The sequence below is a fragment of the Marinobacter sp. genome, assembly GCF_048266785.1.
GTDB lineage: Bacteria > Pseudomonadota > Gammaproteobacteria > Pseudomonadales > Oleiphilaceae > Marinobacter.
Genome location: NZ_JBLWYX010000013.1, coordinates 108,990 through 127,054 on the forward strand (window position 1 = coordinate 108,990; position 18,065 = coordinate 127,054).

The window sequence follows — 18,065 nt, forward strand, 5'->3', positions numbered from 1 at the left end:
ACGAGTGGCCAAATCACGGCCACTCTATTCGATTCTCTGGGTCCTTTTTAATTAACAAGCCGTACGGTCGCGAGATAGCAGTACTTGATATTCCCGATCCAGCTGGCCATTCGCTGCGTCGATATCAAGCGAACCAGTCGCGTACCATGCTCTCGTTTCCTTGATAGCGAGAAATCCGAATCTTGCCCAGGCAAGCACGTTCGCACGCAACATGAATTGCACCATGTTCCCGCCGGATCGGAGACCGGCATCTACGCCGTCAACCATACACAACGAACCATGGGCGACAAGCAGCATGCGTCTTAGCTCGGGATTCGCTCCTACTGGTATGCAGTCACTCCAATCTTTGCCGTGGTATAGGTTCTGCTTAAAACTCCACGCCATTCTCGTGAATAGCTCGGCAATCATCACCGGTACCGCAAGCGCCATTCCGTGTCGCAGGTCATATCCTTGCTCAAATACCTTCACAGCGACTTTTGCGAACGTGTCTTTATGTTGACCGAATGAACCAAAATTTAAGAATTGAAGCATTGAATAGAAGGGCATCGGTATGCCAGTACCACGACCTGATGAGCCGGAGGAGCCTCCCATATCCGAGGCAAGGTGACCCAGCCAGTTGCAGAATCCAGAAAAAACTTTGGCGGGAAAGTTGTTACCCTGAAGCTCGTAGCTATCCGTATCGATTGTTATCAGCCGCCCATCATCGACAAATGTCGACGTGTTGTTGAACTGGTTGATGATAGAAAATAACAGACCGATCAGGTCAGGGGAGTGACCCAAGTTTTTCACATGGTGGTTTGTTGGGGTCAGATGCTTAACCTTTCCTCCAGTGCCTTTGGAGCCCGGCGCATTGCCATGAGTCTGATCGTAGTTAACCTTAAAATTTCTCTCCAAATAACCGATGGCACTTGCCTTTGGGTCGCTGCCCGCTCTGGGGCCTGACCATCCAAGCAGTTTCGCCGTATTAACAATGACACCATCCATAGCTTGGTCTGCTGTCTCGCCGATTTTCCCCTTGCCAGGCACACCCACGAAAAGAATATCTACTAGTCCGGCGAGCAAGCCACAGGTTCCCGCCAGCATGTAATCATATTTATCGCACTGTGCATTTTTGTAGGTAAGGTCTTCATCAATGCGTTTTTCAATTGCAATCCTTTGGGATTCCGTCAGCAAAGCACTGAACGGATCACCCGTGAGATCTAGGTCGTTCCGGTACGCATAACACTCAACTGAAGCCAGGTATTGGCTCCAGCCTGACTCGTCCTCAAGCTCTATCACTTCTAAGAGTGATATTTTTCTCGCGGCGTTACGATCTCCATGATTAGACTCCAGCAGCGCCTGGATTTCCGTATCCACAAAGCTATCGTCTGGATCGAACTCAATGCCTACTCCCTCTAAAAGCGCGTCCAACTCGGCGTCCAGATCGTTAAAAGTCTGAATGTTTTCATCCCGGAGGCCGTTGAGGGCCTCAACACCGGACTTAATCTCACCCATTTTTTTCTGAGCTGCGGATTGCTGATGCTTTTGGGCCAGCAAGGCATAGGCTTCCGTTCTATGCTTTGTCATTATTCAAAAATCCCTTGAGTTTGCCCTTAATAGCAGCCTGCGTGCTCTCATAACCCAGAATCTCAAAGATTTGTCCAAGCTGCTCCAATTCTTCGGAATCTCGACGTTGAGACAGCCTGTACACCTTTGACTCAACAATCTCGCCGTCTTTCTCTTCCTTAAGTTGGGCTTCTTCGTAAAAGCTCAGAACCATGTCGTAATATTTTTTCTTGTCCTGATCCTGCGTCAGCGCTCCTAGACGATCAATATCAAGAAATTCCGGAGATTTTAATCGTGCTCTGTCTGCTTCGGCCTGCTCAACTTTATTTCCTAGGACCTTTGAGGCGCGGGAATACTGGGAAAGCTTTGCTCTGATTTTATCGAATTGGGCTTTCGTAACGCTTTCCTGAGCTAGGGCATCGGAGAGCTCAGTTGATAAGTGATTGATGTCCTCAATAACCATATTCAGCGTGCGCTGACTCTGACGAATGACATCCTGCAACATGATTTCGCGGCGTTTGTCGCCCTCATCCACACCAGAGCCGGTGAGATGTTTGACCCCCCTGTATGCAACCACACCAAGGATAATAGCGGCACCCACGCCAGTAGCCATACTAGAAAGACCGAGAGCCCCGCCCATCCCGAGAGTGGCCAATCCGGATGTCATGCCTGCTGCAGATAAGCCCACGACAGAGCCGGAGAGGTATACAGCACCCAGAGGTACTCCAACTGCTCCGGCTTTGGCGCTGAGATCCTTAAGGCTTTTGGTGATTGCCTTGTCGGTATATTTTCTGTCGAGGATCTTTCGATCATTGGCAATCGCCATTTGAGCCAGTTCAATTTCCTCGTCACTAATGGCAAAGGCGCTTCTGTGTTTTTCAAGAAAACTGAAATTGGCGGTGTCATGCCCGGTCATCGAGGAGTGTGCGCTGATGAGATCTTTCACTAGTGAGATGTGCAACGATTTCTTCATGCCATCTGGCGAGTAAGAATCAACGATCTTTACCAGATCTGGGACAGGTGCCAGGTTGTTGATGTCGCTGATATAGCCGCGTATTGCGTGTCGTGAGTCAACCTTCAGTTTTAGCCTTGTCATCAGCTGTAGAATTTCTGCAAATTCAGCATCATCCACATTGTCATCATCATCAAATGCCAGATTGACGATGACTTTCACATAAGCTGTCTTCAGTTCCTCGGACAAATCCTCGATCGGTTGCAGCTGTTTCTGTTCACCAAAATTCTCAAATTCGCTCAGTGCACCAGACACAATATCGGCCAACTTTTCGCGATTAACCAGGCTGCAGTTCTTTATTTCCTGAGTTTCTCCATCTTTTTGTTTTATAACCATGAACTCGGTTTTCTTTTCTTTACCCTTCGCGTTAGTTTCAACGTGAACCTGATATTCAATCGACTCGATATCTTCATACGGGAAAACGACAGGGTCCTCAAAAACCTCCTTATAAATAATCTTGGCGCCTGTAAGTAAAAATCCCTCTTTGGCGCTTCCTAACGTCGTGTTGTCGCAAATGCCAATTACTGATTCAGGGTCACCGTCGTATTTAAATGACTTGATAGCATTGCTCAGCTTTTTGTCGGGTATATCAGAAACTATCCAAGTTCGCCCGCCCATCTCCGGAAGTCTTTCCTTCAAGTACTGATTTATTCCTGACATTATTTTTTTCTCCCTCAATTCAGCTGCATCCAAGGCACTGATTTCCGTTTTTCCTAAAGTCATCTCACTCATGGCGTGAGCTCAGTCAGAATGCTGTCATGCCGGCCATGCCAGTTCTAGTAGTAAAATGTAAGCAAAAGATACAGGTTGAAGTTAGCGGATATTTGGTTAATTTCCGACCAATCATCAATTCTTGAAAGTACCCGTTTGGAGCTGGGATTTGGGATTTGGGGTTTCGGTTTCGTTCTGCCTGGGCTGATCGCCTGGCCCGCTGTATGTTTATTTTTTAGTTGCGAGGGGATGACTCTAGAGGAAAAGGCGAGCAACTGGTCAGATCAGATGGTATCGAACTATTGTTTGGTCTAGCCTCCGAATTAATTGAATGGAGTTTCAACGTTTTGGAGTTCGACGGGAAGATAGATTTGCTGTAAGTGTCAGACAGAGAGGAATGCCGTGGATAACGAGTTGCACGAAATTCTTTCGGCGGCAAAAGATGTCGCTGTTCGTTTTAAAAAGCTGACCGGCAAACCACTGGGAATTACTGGTGAGATTGCAGAGTTCACCGCCGCTAAGCTACTCGACTTAAAGCTAGCCGAGGCAAGGCAAGCTGGTTACGACGCAACTGATCTCGCGGGACGAAAGGTTCAAATCAAGGGCCGTTGTTTGCCGGAAAACCCCGGGGCTGGCCAGAGGCTGGGATCGATTCGCCTTGACCACGAATGGGACACCGTCCTGTTGGTTTTGCTGGACGACAGGTTTGAAGTAATCGAAATGTGGGAGGCGGAACGCCCAGTGGTTCAGGAGGCAATCCTGGCGCCAGGTTCGAAAGCCCGAAATGAGCGTGGTGCTTTGGCGGTAAAGAAGTTCAAATCAATAGGAACCAAAGTATGGCCGGTGAATGAGCCTTGAAAACCGGTGACGATTCTCATAGAGCCCAATAACACTGTGGGACCCCCTTGGCCTCGTACCGCAAAAAGGCCGGAAAAGATAAGTCGTAACTTTACAGAGAAAAATCATGGACCCAGTTCTTGCTGAGCTTCTCAATTCTATTGGCCTGGAGGCCATCAAAATTGTTGGACCGGCCGCTATTGCAGCGTTCGCGGCTTATAAGGCCGCGTCTTTACAATTTAAAGCTACGCTCGCTCAACTACGGGAGGCGAACGAATTTTCAGCAAGACAGCACCTCTTTGATTACTACAAGGAGCGACAGAAGCGGTTGTTGGAGAGCCATAACGAGCTTACAACCTCATTAGGGCAGGTGCTTGGGGTGAGCGCAGCAGTACGTGAAGATGATTCGGATTTTGGCGTTCAAAAAATGGTCGACACTTTCGATTCTATTGCCCGTTTATATCTCGGCGCAGCGCCGTTCGAGATAAGTCTGACGGTGCGCGATATGAAGGCGAAAGGCTTGGATGATTTGGAAGAGTACGCGGAGCTCGAATCGACGAAACAGGCTCTTGAAGGGCTGAAACTGGGGCCAAATTTTGACTCGAAGAAGAACGCTGTGATTGCTCTCCTCGGAGTCTATGGACAACTGGAACGTTGCAACCAGTTGCTTCTCGAGAAGGAGATGGACTCGCTTTTCTCTAAATATGTGAGTCGCGCATAAAAAATCACCTCGATTCGTCGCGGCCTCGGCGAATCAGAATCAGGAACTAGCTATGTCTAAATCCCTCAATCTAACTCCGCACATGGCAGCCGCAGTTCGATCCTCGTTGGTCGCGGTTGAGTTCGAGAAGGGTAATGTTCAAATTGATTTCGACCCCATTGATGTTTTTGTGTCGGATGAAGGCTGGATCACTGTGCGTGACGGTCCGCACGGATTTGAAGAACACGAGGATCTTCGCGCTTTCGAGTCTGCCTACAAACTCCAAGACCCAGACCCTGACCTCCTTGCGCTCGCCTACGAAATGGAGGCAATGTATGAAGGCTTTCTGCTCAACGCGGACGAGGAAGGCAACGACTTGGCTCGGAGTATTTGGTGCAAACGGCGTGACAGATGTCGCTCTGCAATTGCGAAGAGCATCGCCAAACCCGAGTGAATGGTTTTCAGATTGGATGAAGTAGCTCGAAATGGGCGGTTTTGTGGATTACCACGAACGAAATAAAGGAGTTTGCTGGCAATGAAATTTATCGAGCTTATTCGAATGATCTTGCGTCAAAGGCCAGAAGGGGCAACTCCGCAACAGTTGCGCGATCAGATCAAAGCCGACTATACGGATTGGTATGGAACAGCGGCCCACCGAAGAAACGTCGATAAAGGCCACTATAACAATCTAGATCACGCCCTTCTGGCTGAAATTTATATTGCCACACGACAGGCATCGGATATCTACGCCGACAAATCAACTCGGCCAATGACCCTGGCCATGGAGTCCCCGTCTTCGTTTGCCGACGAGAGTGACATCGAAGCGGTGGATCTAATAGATTCGGAGAATTTGCAGCGCTTGGAGCAAGGAGTTGGCACTGTCTATGTCCTTGGTACTGGGCTATTCACAAAAACGGGTGTGGAAATTGTAAAGATTGGTATTACGACAGGAGATGTTTCTGTCCGCATTCGGCAGCTTTACACGACTGGGGTCCCAACTAAATTCCGAGTGATTGAAACCTTCGATGTTCAAAATTACGCGGAGCTGGAGCAAGCGCTTCATAAGATGCTTGACCCCTTTCGCATCAACAGGGCCCGAGAATTTTTTACAGAGTATTGTCTGCCTTACATCGAAAAGATATTGAGTATCCATGTCGAAATTCAAGGCGCAAAGAGCAACAATCTGGACAGTGACGTCCAATGAGGTGCTGGAGCGCAAATTCCACTCAGCGACTCCGGGTCGTGAGAGCTGCAGCTGAACTTGATAATAAAGGCGACAGGCAATGTCGTTTCCGAGTAATAAGCTGAGCAAAAATGACTAAAAGGAAGAGAGATGTCGAATTTTGATCCAAATTTTGAAAGCGTCCGCCTGGCTATGCTCGCTCAACAGCACCCAGATATTTTAGATGTAAAAGGTGAGGTAGTGTTCAGAGCCGAAGACAATGAAGACCGTCTAAGCGGCACGTCTTGGACGCTTGAAAAGGATATATTCGATCAGGTCACGGAATCCGGTTTTAAACTGCATTTGATTGAGCTCCTCGACAATTTCGTCGCGTATCGCGGGCAGTGTTATGAAACACCAAGAAAAGAGGGGGTCGTTCGTTTTGGTGATGGTGCACTGAATATCGAGTGGCTACCGGATGGGTCAACGCATCTCTCAGATCATCCGAAGATGGGGGAGTGATTTTGATTACTAAGGACGACTTGTACCCCCTCGTAAATGGGTTTGAACGACTTCCACGCCAAATCAATGAGTTATCAGAGGGTTCATTTGAAAAAGTTTATGGGTCAGCTGAGGCTTCAAAGGCAAAAGGCATAATCTATTTCTTTTTGTCTTCGATGCCAGTCCCTCGGCTTCATGGCGAAAGCCGTATTCTCTACATTGGTCAAACAAAGAACGATTTCAGATCAAGATATCTTCGTCATGCGAAACTGCATGCAACCTCAAAAGCCAATTCACTGAAATTCGGAGCAATATTGCGTGAATATGGACCGATAGAAGTTGCTGTTTGTGATTACCGTAGATTTGGAGAAACCCTGATCAAAGCTGAAGGGCAATTCCTTTGGTGGTACTTTCAGAATCATTGCGAGTATCCGCCGATAAACTACACAAGGACCAACGTCAGAACAGATGCGGTGGATGCATAGGGGGGGGCCACGTTGCCTTTAAAACAGAAGCAGTGAGAGCGTGCAGGGCGTCCTGCGTGAGTGAACCACCACACTGCCCAGCAAACAACCTTTTAGAAGGCAGTCCTTAGCAGCGAATTCTGAGAACCCAATGAGTAATTATTACGTCTACGTTTACATCGACCCCCGAAATTTTGAAGAGTTTTATTACGGAAAGGGAAAGGGCTCCCGGAAGTACGCCCATGTGAATGATGAATCGGACAGCGAGAAAACCAGGCGGATCAAGGCGATTAAGAAAGAGTGGCTGGAGCCAATTATCCGGGTGATTGCTCGCAACTTATCGGAGCATGATGCGCTGCTGGTCGAGAAAACGCTGCTTTGGAAACTCGGTAAGCAGCTGACAAACGTCTCATCTGGTCACTACGCAGATAATTTCCGGCCTCACGATTCGTTGCACAAGTATCTTTCTGGGTTCGATTTTCAGAATGGGCTTTACTATTACAACGTTGGCGAAGGCTTTCATCGCAACTGGGATGATTATGTCGAGTACGGATTTATCTCGGCAGGTCAGGCGCCGCGCTTTCGGGATGCTATTCAGGGGCTTCAAGTCGGGGACTTTGTGGCGGCTTATTTGAAAGGTCATGGATTCGTTGGGATAGGGCAAGTTACCCAGTGTGCTAAACCGGTTCGCGATGTCTTGGTTAGAAACATTCCGCTTCTACAGAAAGAACTTGTCTGCCCAAATATCGCTGAGAATTCGAATGATCTGGACAATTCGGAGTATGTCGCGCTCGTTGATTGGGTGAGGGCTGTCCCTCGAAGTGATGCGAAGTGGAAGTCAAAGAGTGGGTTGTTTACCTCTCAGTTGGTCAGGGCTTCGCTGGATGGCCAGCCACAAACGGTAAAATATTTAGAGCAGGAGTTTGATGTCGATTTCGCCGAACTCCTGCAATAAAACTGAGTGAGGGATGGGGGCTGGCGCACCGCCAAGCGATATGGCGCCCCCCAGCCGCTTTTCAGCGGATACCCTCATCGACCAGCGTTTCTTTCCAGTCCTTCTCCATCACCATCCTGAAGCTCAGGGGCTCGTCCTGCCCCTCAAGTGCGAGCTGCCCAATTGACGCTGTCACGTCCGCGTATCGGGTAAACAGATCAAACAGCTTCTGCTTGTATTCAGTGTCGTCGTTACCCTTCAGATGGTCCCCCTTTGTTTCAAGAACGGAGAATCGAAACTTCCCGTTCTCAACCCCGTGCACGCAGGCTAGGAGATCCGGGTAAACCCGATGGCGCTGCCAACCCTGTAACCCGTAGGAGCGCTGGTTGACGGCAATGCGGTGCCACCAATAAATGCACTTGCTCTCATCCAGGTACCAGGCGGTGCTCTTCTCCAGGTCGTTCAGCTCACTCTGGTAAACCTTCTCGAACAGGCTTTTTTCCAGCGGGTCACCATTCTTTCGATGCAGCAATGGGTCCACATCAGAAACGTTGATTTCAAGAGTCTCGGCGATTTTCCAGTTCAGTGCAGGGTCATTGGACGATACCAGGCGCAGGCTGATCTCCCCGCTGTCTAGTTTGTCTCGGAACAGGTTCTCAGCCATCGCGTTGACTTGTGCGCGCAAGTCGACCTTCATCGTCTGAATCAAGTCGAGCCGGTTTGCGTATATCTGGGCCTCAGTTACGTCCCTTTTTCTCAGAGCAGTGAGTGTTTCCTCAAGCAGACGCATGCCTTGCCAAGGATTCGGCACCACATCCAACAGCTGACGCACCAGGTAGGGCGTATCCAATCCTTCCTCTGGCACGGAGTACACTGCTTCTTGTTCAAGCGCGAATGATGTTTGTCCGGCTTCCTTTGTGTTTCGGTCTATCGTCACCCGAGCCACGGTGCGTTCGAGCTTGTCGGTATCCATGGTGGCTTTGTCAGCGCCAAGAAACTGCAAGGCTTCCCAATCCAACGCACCCAGAACATCTCTTTCATAATCCAGTGGCCGGTAGCCCTCCGGCGCGCTGGCGTCTCGATGTAGCACGCGGGGCAGGAAAATCGGTGGTAAACCCGCAAACTCATCTCGTCTATGGATGGTCTCACGGCGCATATTCCGTGTTTTTCCAGTACCAGGGTCCACCGACGTTACGCTTGAGGCCAGATCTGCCATGCCTTCGTCTTCCAGGCCTTTTCGCACACCATTAATGGCCGCCGTTACGTCCTGATCGAACGTGAAGACATAACACTCGTCCAGGGCGGAAATGCCTGTTGCTTTGGCATGAGGTTGGCGCAGCACTCGGCCGATCATTTGCGTCAGTGCGGTGGTTGCCGTCGTGCGTGACAGTACTGCCAGCGCGTAGGCGAATGGGCAGTCCCAACCCTCGCGCAGCGCGTCCTTGGTGATGATGAACCGCACGGAAGAGGTGGGTGAAAGGAGGTCCTCGTCAGCGAGCTCATCATTACTGGAGGTTTTGAGGCGGATGTGTTCTTCCTTTACTCCCAGCTGATCCCGCAGGTATTCCCGAGCGTCTTCTGCGTGAATCAGCCCGGCATCACGCTGCTCTTTCCCGGTACGTTCCACCCGCACCAGGACAATAGGCCGAATATAGCGCCCTGTATCGTTCTGGAAGGCGAGTGCCGCTTGCTCCAGTTCCTGCTGCTTGGCGTGCGCCAGAGAGAGGGTATGTTTCCAGCCACCTTTGCCTTCGTTGATCACGTTGATGGGCAGCTTGATCATTTCCTCATCTTTGAGGTCAGCCCCTGGCACGTTTACCAGAACATTAGACTGGTGCTTGCCATTGGTGTTGGGCGTGGCGGATAGCTCCATAATAAAACGGGGGTTGAAGCCAGCGATGGTACCTCGTGCTGTGTCGGAATAGGCCTTGTGGCCCTCATCAATTACGACAACTGGGCGCACTAATCGCAAGACATTACCCAGGCTTTGTTTGACTGAAACGGAGTCTGGCAAGATCCCATCAGCGAACCCAAGATCAACCAGATCGTTCTGGTCCAGGTTTGGCACTTTATCCAGAAGGGCGCGGTTAGCCTCGCTGTCATCTTCTACCGGAAAGAAGGAGGTGAAACGCCCACTGTCGCGAAAAAGGCGCAGCGTCTCTTTTGATTTGCGGGCGGCAGAGGGAAGCATCAGTAACATTACGCACAACTGGCTTTCAACGTCACGGCGGGTGAAGGCGTCGCCTTTTTCCAGCATTTTGACCCGGCCACCGGAAGCACGCTCCAACATTTGCCGGTAGGGGTGCTCACGGTTTGCCAATTGCTTCCAGGTCTGCCGGTAGATAGCTTCGGAGGGCACCACCCACAGAATTAATCCAAGCTGGCGTTTGAAGTAGTCGGTTTGTATCCGCTCCAAAGCGGCAGTGGCTAAAAGCGTTTTGCCGCCGCCAGTAGGCACCTTTAAACAAATGTTGGGTATGGACAGACCGACACCATCATGGCGAGACAGGTGGGGAGCCACGACTGCCTGGCCGCTATGGTAAAGGTAAGGCAACAAACGCTCGGAGTTTAGCTGGTCCCAAGTCTCGCGACAGTAATCGCTTAGGGTTGCTGTTTTGCCTTTGCTTTTCTGGAATTCGACAAAGTCCTCAGCTTCTTCTTGCTGTTCTGCCAAAACCGTCAGATACCGATCCAGCTTGCTCAATACACCTTGCTGGTATTCCTTTAGTTCCATGGTTAGGTCCCCAGTATCCGATGGACGGCGTAGGGGAGTTGGCAGAATTCAATGCGTCGGGCCGTCAGTTCTTTCTGGCTCATAAATTTGGCTACGGCAAACACAATGGCACGCTTACCGCCTTTACGGTTCTGTTCGATAGCCTCCACCCGCTCTGCATTCAGCGCAGCACTATTGGAGCGCAACCAATCTTTTTCAGGCTGGTAAAAAAGGTGTACCCGGAACAAATCAGTCTCGCCAATAAAGCCATCTGGTGCGGGCTCGCCGACCTTCTCTAGCGACTGGCCGGTGGCCGTATAGAACACGTAACGGGCGAGGGCTTCGAAGCTGGGCAGTCCCTTTCCAGTGAGCAGGCTTTCAATATCGATGGGCTCGCCAAGGGTGCAGTAGGTAAAGCTTCCTCCAAGCCCCGGTGCAGTTTCTTTTACCTTGCGCTCACCGGTGACGGTAAGCACACCGTCCCTAATTTGCTTACGGATTTTGTCGTATTCGTGACCTTGCAGGTTTTCTATGGATGCAACGTGTTCCAGCACTTTGGATTGCTTCTTCTCGAACGTGCTCCAGGTGATGGTTTCCCGGTGCAATTCTTCGCGTTGGGTGCCGGTATAAGGGTAGCCATTAATTACCCTTCGCACGCGCTCGGCTGTGAGGGTGTCGGCGTAATCTTCGCATTCGATTAGAATGAAGCGGCGATTTCCCTCATCTTTTTTGTTGGCTTCTAGTACTGCATGTCCAGTCGTGGCTGACCCGGCAAAAGAGTCGAGGACTACCGAATTTTCGTTAGCAGCAATTTCTAGAATTCGATGAAGCAGTCGAGTCGGTTTGGGGGTTATGAAAAGGTCACCACCGGATTCAATATTCAAAATTCTTGAGAGTTCTTGCTTCGAATTTCTTGTGCTGCCCACTTCTGACCAATTCCATATTGTTTGCGGCACGACACCAGATTTCACTTCGGAAAGAAAGCGCTTGATTCCCGGCCTGTTATCACCTTTTTCACCCCACTACACTCTTCCATCTGCTTCCAGATCGTCAAACTTTTCTTTGCTGACGCGCCAGAAACTCCCCGCTGGTGGCCCCGAGATAACTCTCCCGCTTGGGGTTGTTATCTCGTAAAGTCCCAAGCTATAGGAGTTTCTAGCGGCCATGTCACTCAATAGCCAAGGACCGCGAGGGTCATTGTCAGGGTTTTTATACCGATCTACCATGGCTTCGCTTCTCTCTACGAGGCCAGGTCGCCAGTCGCTTCCTTTTTTTGCATAAACTAGCAGGTAATCATGGTCTTCGCTGAATTGAATAGCTGTGTTTTTCGGGCTATCCATTTTGTGCCAAATGCAACATGCAACGAAGTTCTGCTCACCAAATATTTCATCCATCACCGAGCGAAAACGGTGAATTTCGTTATCATCGAGGGTGATCCAAATGCTCCCATTTTCTGATAGTAATTCATGAAGAAGATTTAGCCGTGGCCACATCATGCACAGCCATTTGTCGTGCCGCTCCAGGTCTTCTTTGTCGACCGGGTTGGCAGACTTTTTCAACCACTCCTGCATTAGCGGAGAGCGCACATTGTCGTTGTAGCACCAACCCTCGTTTCCGGTGTTGTAGGGCGGGTCAATAAATATACAGTCTACCTTTCCAGCGTGGGTTGGGAGCAGAGCCTTGAGCGCTTCCAGGTTATCGCCGTGGATGATCAGGTTGTCGTCCAATGAGGGCTTTTGGCCCTTAGCTGGCAGGGACTTGTCTGCGATAACCTTGAGCTCACGGAATGGCACACCAAGGTGGTGGGAGTAGACAAATTGCTTGCCCTTGAATTCAAGCGTTGGCATTAAAAACTCCTGATCCAGTCAAAACACGCCTTGAAGGCGGGCATCTGTTGTTCAATCTCGGCTGCGCTTAGCCCTCGAAGTGTATCTTCTTGTTCTGCAATGGCGTCTTCACCCTTATGGTCAGCTTTCGTGACTTGTTCGATACAGCCCTCTAGCCAGACCCATACGCCGCCGTACTTTAATGTTTCATGGCTGCTTAGGGCAATTGCTTGGCCGTCTCTGTCCACTGCGTAGCAAGCCCAAGCGTCGGCAGCCGACCACCCAGATCGGTTGTCATTCTGAGGTAGTCCATTACCGCTAAGTGTGAAACCTTGCTCCTGTTTCAAGCGATCCAGAACTTGTTTTGCTGCCTGGATGTCCTCACCGTCCCGTTCAAGAAGCCCGCTCTTTCGAGCGTGTGTGTAGGCAAAGTCCAAGTCGGCAACTGCACAGGCCTGAATTCCCATTGCTGATAGAACAGTCAGTGCCTTTGGGATGTCCGCACAGGAACCCAGCGATACAAAAGCAATGTGATCAAGCTCTGGTGCTTGCCTATAAATCCGCTCGTAGGCAAGTGGGAGTAATCGCCGGTCCGTTTTGCCTTCACAAATGACCACCCGATCCGCAAAATAGATTTCAGTCAGGTTGCCCAGCTCGAACAGTGTGCGTGATTGGCTTTTTCCTCCTTCGAGGGCTTCCTCCACAGCCTGGCGGAGGGGCTTGCGAACCTTCACGCCGGTCTCTGCAGTTTTCCCAACAATCACGGTATCTGCTGCGTTGTCTCGGCTTAGCATCATTGGAGAGTGGGTGGAAAAAACAATTTGAAAACCAGCACCCGATAGGTGCGACAACGCTTGCCGCAATCGCCGCACTCCTTGTGGATGTAAATAGAGTTCGGGCTCGTCGATCAGGAGTAACCGGCGCGATGGGCTATCGTCATTACCTTTACGGGTATCTGCCAAATAGCGAATCAGGGCCATTTGGATGGCTCGTTGCGTGCCTGTCCCCATTTGATCGAAGCGTCGTCTATCCCCGGTGATCTTGTCTGTGACGTGAAGATCGCCAGCTTTGAAAAACTCTTTTACGTCAACAGCTTGAAGATCAAGATCAAGAGCTAGACCGGGGAAGAAATGTGCCAGTGCATCGGTTGCGTCGGAATCGAACTGCTGCAGGTGATCCGATCGGTTGTCGCCGTCTGAGGTTAGAACATGGCGGATCGTGTTCAGTGCGGCACTAAGTTCAGCATGGGCTTCGAGTAGAGGCCCCATAATCTCATCTAGCAGACTTTTGATCGTTGTGCCTGCCTTGGCCTTGCCAAGATCCTCGCCGATGTCATGCATTGCCTGGACAACCAGCGGCTCCGGTAGGAGAGCCGACACGGCCTGTGGTAGCCCAGTTGGGTAATTGCGCCAGTGATCGGGATTACCAGCGTCCGCACATTGCTCTGCATCCCAAACCTGTTTCTCGATTGACTTTGCTGATGTTCCGGAAGCAATTACGCGAATCCACAAGCGGCCACCTTGGCAATATGGGGCGATTGCTTTGCGGTGTTTCTCCTCTGGGATTCGATTTAGAATAGCTTCGCTGATTCCGTCGATGCATGCTGAGATTTCGACGGGCTGGTCGGGGTTGTAGAAGTCGTGCTTTGAAAGTGTCGTTGGTTTTAAAACCCATTCAATGGCCTTGAGGATGGTAGACTTCCCAGTGTTGTTCTGGCCCACCAACGGGGTATAGCCCTCAAGAGGCAGAGCGACGTTCTGGCATGCCCGGAAGTTCTTGATTGTTAGGTGGCTTAGGCGGTGCATACAGATCCTTTGTCTATTCGCAGTCAGGAACTGCGGTCTTGGTGTGTGCCCGGCGGGCAGTTGCGGACAATTCACGCGAGAGGCTGCTAGGCCTTCTGTTCCTTTAAAGGATGAAATCCCGAATTGTCGCCTGCCAGGTGCTGCCTTGTTTAACCCTGCGCAATAATACCCGATAGGTAAGTGGCCGAATAGCGAGCAGAAAAATAGCCTTCGAAACCGGGTAGTGCAAAGTCTCATGAGTAAAGGTGGTTTGGTTGAAGAATCTAGGCATTGATAAGGATACTGGGGACATTTACGTCGGCAGTCGAGACCGTCGTCCAGAACGACCGCAGCAGGTTTCGGTTTTTCCAGTTCAAGTTTGGGGAGAGCTGTCTGACGCTATTTCTGGGCCGGAGATAGATTCCTTTATTGTTTCTGAGTATGTGTTCGAGGAGGTCTCATTTGACCCTGTGTCTCAGATACGGCGCGGTTACGTGTGGCGCAGAATGGACTCGCAACCTCAGTATTGGGGGCATCCTCCATGGCAAGAAGCCAGGTTGATTACTTTCCAGTATCAGGGGTTCCTGGGTATTTTGGGCGGTAAGTTACCCAGCCAAGTTATGTTCACCTTTGGCAGCCTGTCGAATTTCACGATTGGTGAGCTGGTGCATTTTGAGCCGGACGCCATTGGTCAGGAGCTGCTAACGATAAAGATGAGACCGCAATTCGGGTTTCTCCCGCGTATAAAGGAGGGCGTTCTCAGCGCTGAGGAGCTAGGACGTGTTGAGTCGGCCTTGAACGACGTTGTTCAGGGTTACCGTTCTTCTCCACCAGCCTCAGTTATCGACCGATGCAGAGACGCCTTGACCATAATCTTGTCGATAGAGCTCAAGATGACTGGTAAAGACTTGGGGCATTTAATCAAGAAGTATGATGCTACAACCCAGGCAAGAACGGTAGTGGCCAATCTTGCTCACACGGTTGGCAGATTGCACGCAAGGGCAAAGCCAGCTGAGTCGAATTTCCCGCCTGTTTCAGACCGACAAGCAGAGCTGGCTGTGGGGGCAGTATCAGAGGTTTTGGTATCGCTCGGTTGGGCAACATGGTCTCAGGTGGCACGATAAGATCCTTATGAGGTCTCTGACGGGGCTCAGAGGCCAGATGAGCTGCGGTAGTTCAAGAAGGTATTGCTTCTACAGCTTTTGTTTCTTTCTTTCCTGATGACCTGTTATGACGTTCACGGGGATCTACCAGCGTCCATTGTGTTCCCTGAATAGATCGGAGGCCCGATACTACGCCTCCTCACGGTCTTCAAGTGATACAGCGTTCAATCCGCTTTTTCGTCGCAGAGCATACTTACGAATCAGCCTGAAGAGCGCGAATGTGCGCTCTCTCCTTGCACGAGAGCACCCAGTTCATCAAATGGGTCAAGGTGCCGTTCTCCACAGATTTCCGAATAGCTTGCAATGTAGGCTGGCAAACGGTCGATTTTGGACACGAGAAAATCAATATAGATCTGCCTGTTCCGTTCCTCAGATTCAATGCCGTTCAGGTCAAGGTAGAGTGATTCGATGGAGCTAGTATTTCGCAGCCAGGATGGTGTTCTACCGGCTTGAACAATAAAGTGAACGGCTTTGACTTCAGAGATGCTGAGCTGGTTCAGTAAATGCTTTAGGGAAGCTTTCGAGCCTCCCGCAGGTTCCGTTTCACTGACCGTATCTCTGACAATGGCTTCCACGCTGTCGACGATCATTTTGAGAGAAGCAGCTGCGGATTCCGATTGGCTTTCGTGGTTCACGAGTTCGACCCTTTCTATTCGTTGAGTTGAACTAGCATGATGCCACAAAATTGCCTTGCGTTTCGCAGGCTGGGCCCTGTCTGGCATCCACTGACTGCCACTGACGTCCATTGGGCCCACCGAAATACCTAGAGGCTCCAGCCTCTCATTGCTCCATGGGTCATATCACGTTCGACTTGCTTTTCCAGCAGCCATTCGTGCACCTCGGAATCAATCCAGCCGACGGCTCTGCCGCCAAGGTAGATAGGCCGTGGAAACGCGCCCGCATCAACATATTTGTACAGTGTGGACCTGGCCAGTCCGGTTTTATCTTGCACTTCCGCCAGTCTGAGCACTCTCATAGATTTTCCTCCTCCAATTGCTCAGAGTATTTGTCGGCGAGTTCAAGCGGTTATGCCGCGCGGCTCAGTGTCCACATCAAGCTAGGCGTTATCGACGTCGACTCAGAGCCCAGAATTCAAAGGCGTGCTCTGATATAAACGAGGCCGCCCACGACGCGGTCCGTCCTGACTGCGCGGTTTTCGGCTCGTCTGAAAGGTCCTGCCGTTAACCAACATGGCGGCGTATTCGTCGATCTTGGTCAGGTATTTGGCGAGCTTGAACAGCCCTCGTTGTTTTTCGGCGTCATGGTAGTCGATGCATCCCATGGAGTTGTAGTGATAGGTTTTACCGGCATTGAGATTGCAATTCCAGTAACGGCCTTGCCCACCGGCGATGGTTTGCTCCCACATCTCGCCAATCAGACGAGCTTGGGTGATGTCCTCCTGGCATTGATGACCGTCGAAGAAGAAGATGAAGTGGTAATGGAAGCCCTTCTTGGGTTGCCATTCCAGTTTCCAGGCGTACCCCAACAGATGGTTGAACAGGGAGTGGGTGTTAAATGCTTGGCAGAGTTGCTCTCGGTGGTAACGAGCCGTTTCGTAGTCGATGTAGGGACTGTCGCACTCGCTGTAGCCTAGGTCGACCCTCACTACCATAAGGCGACTATGGCACAGAAAGAGGGCTTCCATGAGTTCGCACAGCCGCTTGTAATTTTCGCGGCTGTTACGTCGGTTACGACTGCACTCGTAGGCAAAATTTGGCTGAATCATGCTCTGATACCAGGCTTCCAGGCGTTGATTGAGATCTGTGACCACCTGCTCTGCAGCCTGACGGCTCATTGTTGGTGGTTGACGGAATCCCGCCTCATGCAGATATCCACACTGACCAAAGGCCCAGAGGAAACGCCTCGCGTAGGGGCTTGGTCGATAATGCTGCCCAATATCGGTCTCATGAAACATGGTCACTAATACAGTGAAAACTGTGGTCAGTGTCCCCAACAAAGGATCTGGAGCCAACACCACCGTCTCTGCGCCGAAGGCCTCTGGCTGGATGAGTCGCTGGTGATCAAGGAAAGGCCGCGCATTGCCCATAGCTTTCAGCTGTTGGTCGACCCGAATGAGATCGTTGCGCCAGTGGTGATCTGAGGGCATCGTGATTGGCTGGCCCGCTGCATTGGTCATGATTTCACCGCCGTGTAATCCGCCCAGCCAGTCCAGCATCTCTTCGTCACTCGGGGTATCGTGGTAAGTGTATTGGTCCATTGTCAGTCTCCGGTTTAGATTGGATGAGCGTTGTGCTCGTACCATTACTCGAGTCTGTAAAAAGTGATCTGTCTTCCTGAACGTACCCTCGGTTAAGTCCCTTTGATGCTCTTATGGGTTGCTTAGTGCGGTTCATCGCTACCTTTCGGTAATGCATTACTTGAAGGCTATGGTTCTTTCAATGCCGCTTTAACCGCCACCTGTACCGGTGTGGGCTTTCACTACGTGAGCCCATGTCCTCTATGCTGTTATAGCCATTGATAAGGAACACTTTTTTAATCAATAACATACAAACCCAAAAGAGCGTGGTTGACTCAGCAAGGAAAGTCGCGGGCGTTGTATGCTGGATCTGGGGCAGGGCTGGAGGATCGATCGATCGGTTGCTGAAAGAATTAGTGTCGGTAGCGGGTTTAGCTAGAGGTGTAGTGGTTCAATGATTCCGGACACCAACGTAGGTGGTAATATCGCCACCATAAGTGAGGTGTCTGATGACCA

At 50.7% G+C, this 18,065-nt stretch carries 17 protein-coding genes; 8 read left to right on the forward strand and 9 right to left on the reverse strand.

Going from position 1 to position 18,065, the window contains the following annotated elements; genetic code table 11:
• Positions 1-51: 51 nt before the first annotated feature.
• Entirely contained in the window at positions 52-1,566 is a 1,515-nt protein-coding gene (locus tag ACN0V1_RS16405; RefSeq protein WP_417546024.1) for a hypothetical protein, read from the reverse strand.
• Positions 1,553-3,289 (reverse strand): hypothetical protein, encoded by a 1,737-nt coding sequence (locus tag ACN0V1_RS16410; protein ID WP_417546025.1) that lies wholly within the window; start codon positions 3,287-3,289, stop codon positions 1,553-1,555. Before ACN0V1_RS16410 ends, ACN0V1_RS16405 begins: the two co-directional genes overlap by 14 nt.
• A 381-nt stretch (positions 3,290-3,670) precedes the next feature.
• Between ACN0V1_RS16410 and ACN0V1_RS16415 the strand changes: the two genes are divergently transcribed.
• The 7 genes from ACN0V1_RS16415 (at position 3,671) to ACN0V1_RS16445 (ending at position 7,887) form a co-directional block, all read left to right on the forward strand.
• A complete protein-coding gene (locus ACN0V1_RS16415; RefSeq protein WP_417546026.1) occupies positions 3,671-4,126 on the forward strand; it encodes a DUF6998 domain-containing protein in 456 nt (151 codons plus the stop codon).
• A gap of 106 nt (positions 4,127-4,232) precedes the next feature.
• Positions 4,233-4,826 (forward strand): hypothetical protein, encoded by a 594-nt coding sequence (locus ACN0V1_RS16420; RefSeq protein WP_417546027.1) that lies wholly within the window; start codon positions 4,233-4,235, stop codon positions 4,824-4,826.
• Between the two features lie 52 nt (positions 4,827-4,878).
• Positions 4,879-5,259 carry a hypothetical protein gene (locus ACN0V1_RS16425; protein WP_417546028.1) on the forward strand — a complete coding sequence of 127 codons (381 nt, stop codon included), beginning with the start codon at positions 4,879-4,881 and terminating at the stop codon, positions 5,257-5,259.
• A gap of 81 nt (positions 5,260-5,340) precedes the next feature.
• Positions 5,341-6,009 (forward strand): GIY-YIG nuclease family protein, encoded by a 669-nt coding sequence (locus ACN0V1_RS16430; RefSeq protein ID WP_417546029.1) that lies wholly within the window; start codon positions 5,341-5,343, stop codon positions 6,007-6,009.
• A 129-nt stretch (positions 6,010-6,138) separates the two neighbouring features.
• On the forward strand, positions 6,139-6,489 hold the full coding sequence (locus tag ACN0V1_RS16435) for a hypothetical protein (protein WP_417546030.1): 351 nt from the start codon (positions 6,139-6,141) through the stop codon (positions 6,487-6,489).
• A 2-nt stretch (positions 6,490-6,491) separates the two neighbouring features.
• A complete protein-coding gene (locus ACN0V1_RS16440; protein WP_417546031.1) occupies positions 6,492-6,953 on the forward strand; it encodes a hypothetical protein in 462 nt (153 codons plus the stop codon).
• Between the two features lie 130 nt (positions 6,954-7,083).
• Positions 7,084-7,887 (forward strand): LEM-3-like GIY-YIG domain-containing protein, encoded by an 804-nt coding sequence (locus tag ACN0V1_RS16445; RefSeq protein WP_417546032.1) that lies wholly within the window; start codon positions 7,084-7,086, stop codon positions 7,885-7,887.
• A 61-nt stretch (positions 7,888-7,948) separates the two neighbouring features.
• Here ACN0V1_RS16445 and ACN0V1_RS16450 read toward each other — a convergent pair whose 3' ends face one another.
• From ACN0V1_RS16450 to ACN0V1_RS16465, 4 genes are read right to left on the reverse strand one after another with little or no spacing between them, the layout of a single operon-like run.
• Positions 7,949-10,600, reverse strand: a complete 2,652-nt coding sequence (locus tag ACN0V1_RS16450) for a DEAD/DEAH box helicase (RefSeq protein WP_417546033.1) — start codon at positions 10,598-10,600, stop codon at positions 7,949-7,951.
• Between the two features lie 2 nt (positions 10,601-10,602).
• Positions 10,603-11,550, reverse strand: a complete 948-nt coding sequence (locus tag ACN0V1_RS16455) for a DNA methyltransferase (RefSeq protein ID WP_417546034.1) — start codon at positions 11,548-11,550, stop codon at positions 10,603-10,605.
• A 51-nt stretch (positions 11,551-11,601) separates the two neighbouring features.
• Positions 11,602-12,426 carry a site-specific DNA-methyltransferase gene (locus tag ACN0V1_RS16460; RefSeq protein WP_417546035.1) on the reverse strand — a complete coding sequence of 275 codons (825 nt, stop codon included), beginning with the start codon at positions 12,424-12,426 and terminating at the stop codon, positions 11,602-11,604.
• Complete coding sequence (locus ACN0V1_RS16465) at positions 12,426-14,210, reverse strand: ATP-dependent nuclease (protein ID WP_417546036.1); 1,785 nt, start codon at positions 14,208-14,210, stop codon at positions 12,426-12,428. Before ACN0V1_RS16465 ends, ACN0V1_RS16460 begins: the two co-directional genes overlap by 1 nt.
• Positions 14,211-14,455: 245 nt before the next feature.
• On the opposite strand from ACN0V1_RS16465, the gene ACN0V1_RS16470 reads away from it, so the two are divergent.
• Positions 14,456-15,313 (forward strand): hypothetical protein, encoded by an 858-nt coding sequence (locus ACN0V1_RS16470; protein WP_417546037.1) that lies wholly within the window; start codon positions 14,456-14,458, stop codon positions 15,311-15,313.
• Between the two features lie 239 nt (positions 15,314-15,552).
• On the opposite strand, the gene ACN0V1_RS16475 is transcribed toward ACN0V1_RS16470, so the two are convergent.
• The 3 genes from ACN0V1_RS16475 to ACN0V1_RS16485 all read right to left on the reverse strand — a co-directional run bounded on the left by ACN0V1_RS16475 (position 15,553) and on the right by ACN0V1_RS16485 (position 17,570).
• Positions 15,553-15,987 (reverse strand): hypothetical protein, encoded by a 435-nt coding sequence (locus tag ACN0V1_RS16475; protein ID WP_417546038.1) that lies wholly within the window; start codon positions 15,985-15,987, stop codon positions 15,553-15,555.
• A 128-nt stretch (positions 15,988-16,115) separates the two neighbouring features.
• Positions 16,116-16,328 (reverse strand): helix-turn-helix transcriptional regulator, encoded by a 213-nt coding sequence (locus ACN0V1_RS16480; RefSeq protein ID WP_417546039.1) that lies wholly within the window; start codon positions 16,326-16,328, stop codon positions 16,116-16,118.
• Between the two features lie 102 nt (positions 16,329-16,430).
• Positions 16,431-17,570 carry a YagK/YfjJ domain-containing protein gene (locus tag ACN0V1_RS16485; RefSeq protein ID WP_417546040.1) on the reverse strand — a complete coding sequence of 380 codons (1,140 nt, stop codon included), beginning with the start codon at positions 17,568-17,570 and terminating at the stop codon, positions 16,431-16,433.
• Between the last annotated feature and the right edge of the window lie 495 nt (positions 17,571-18,065).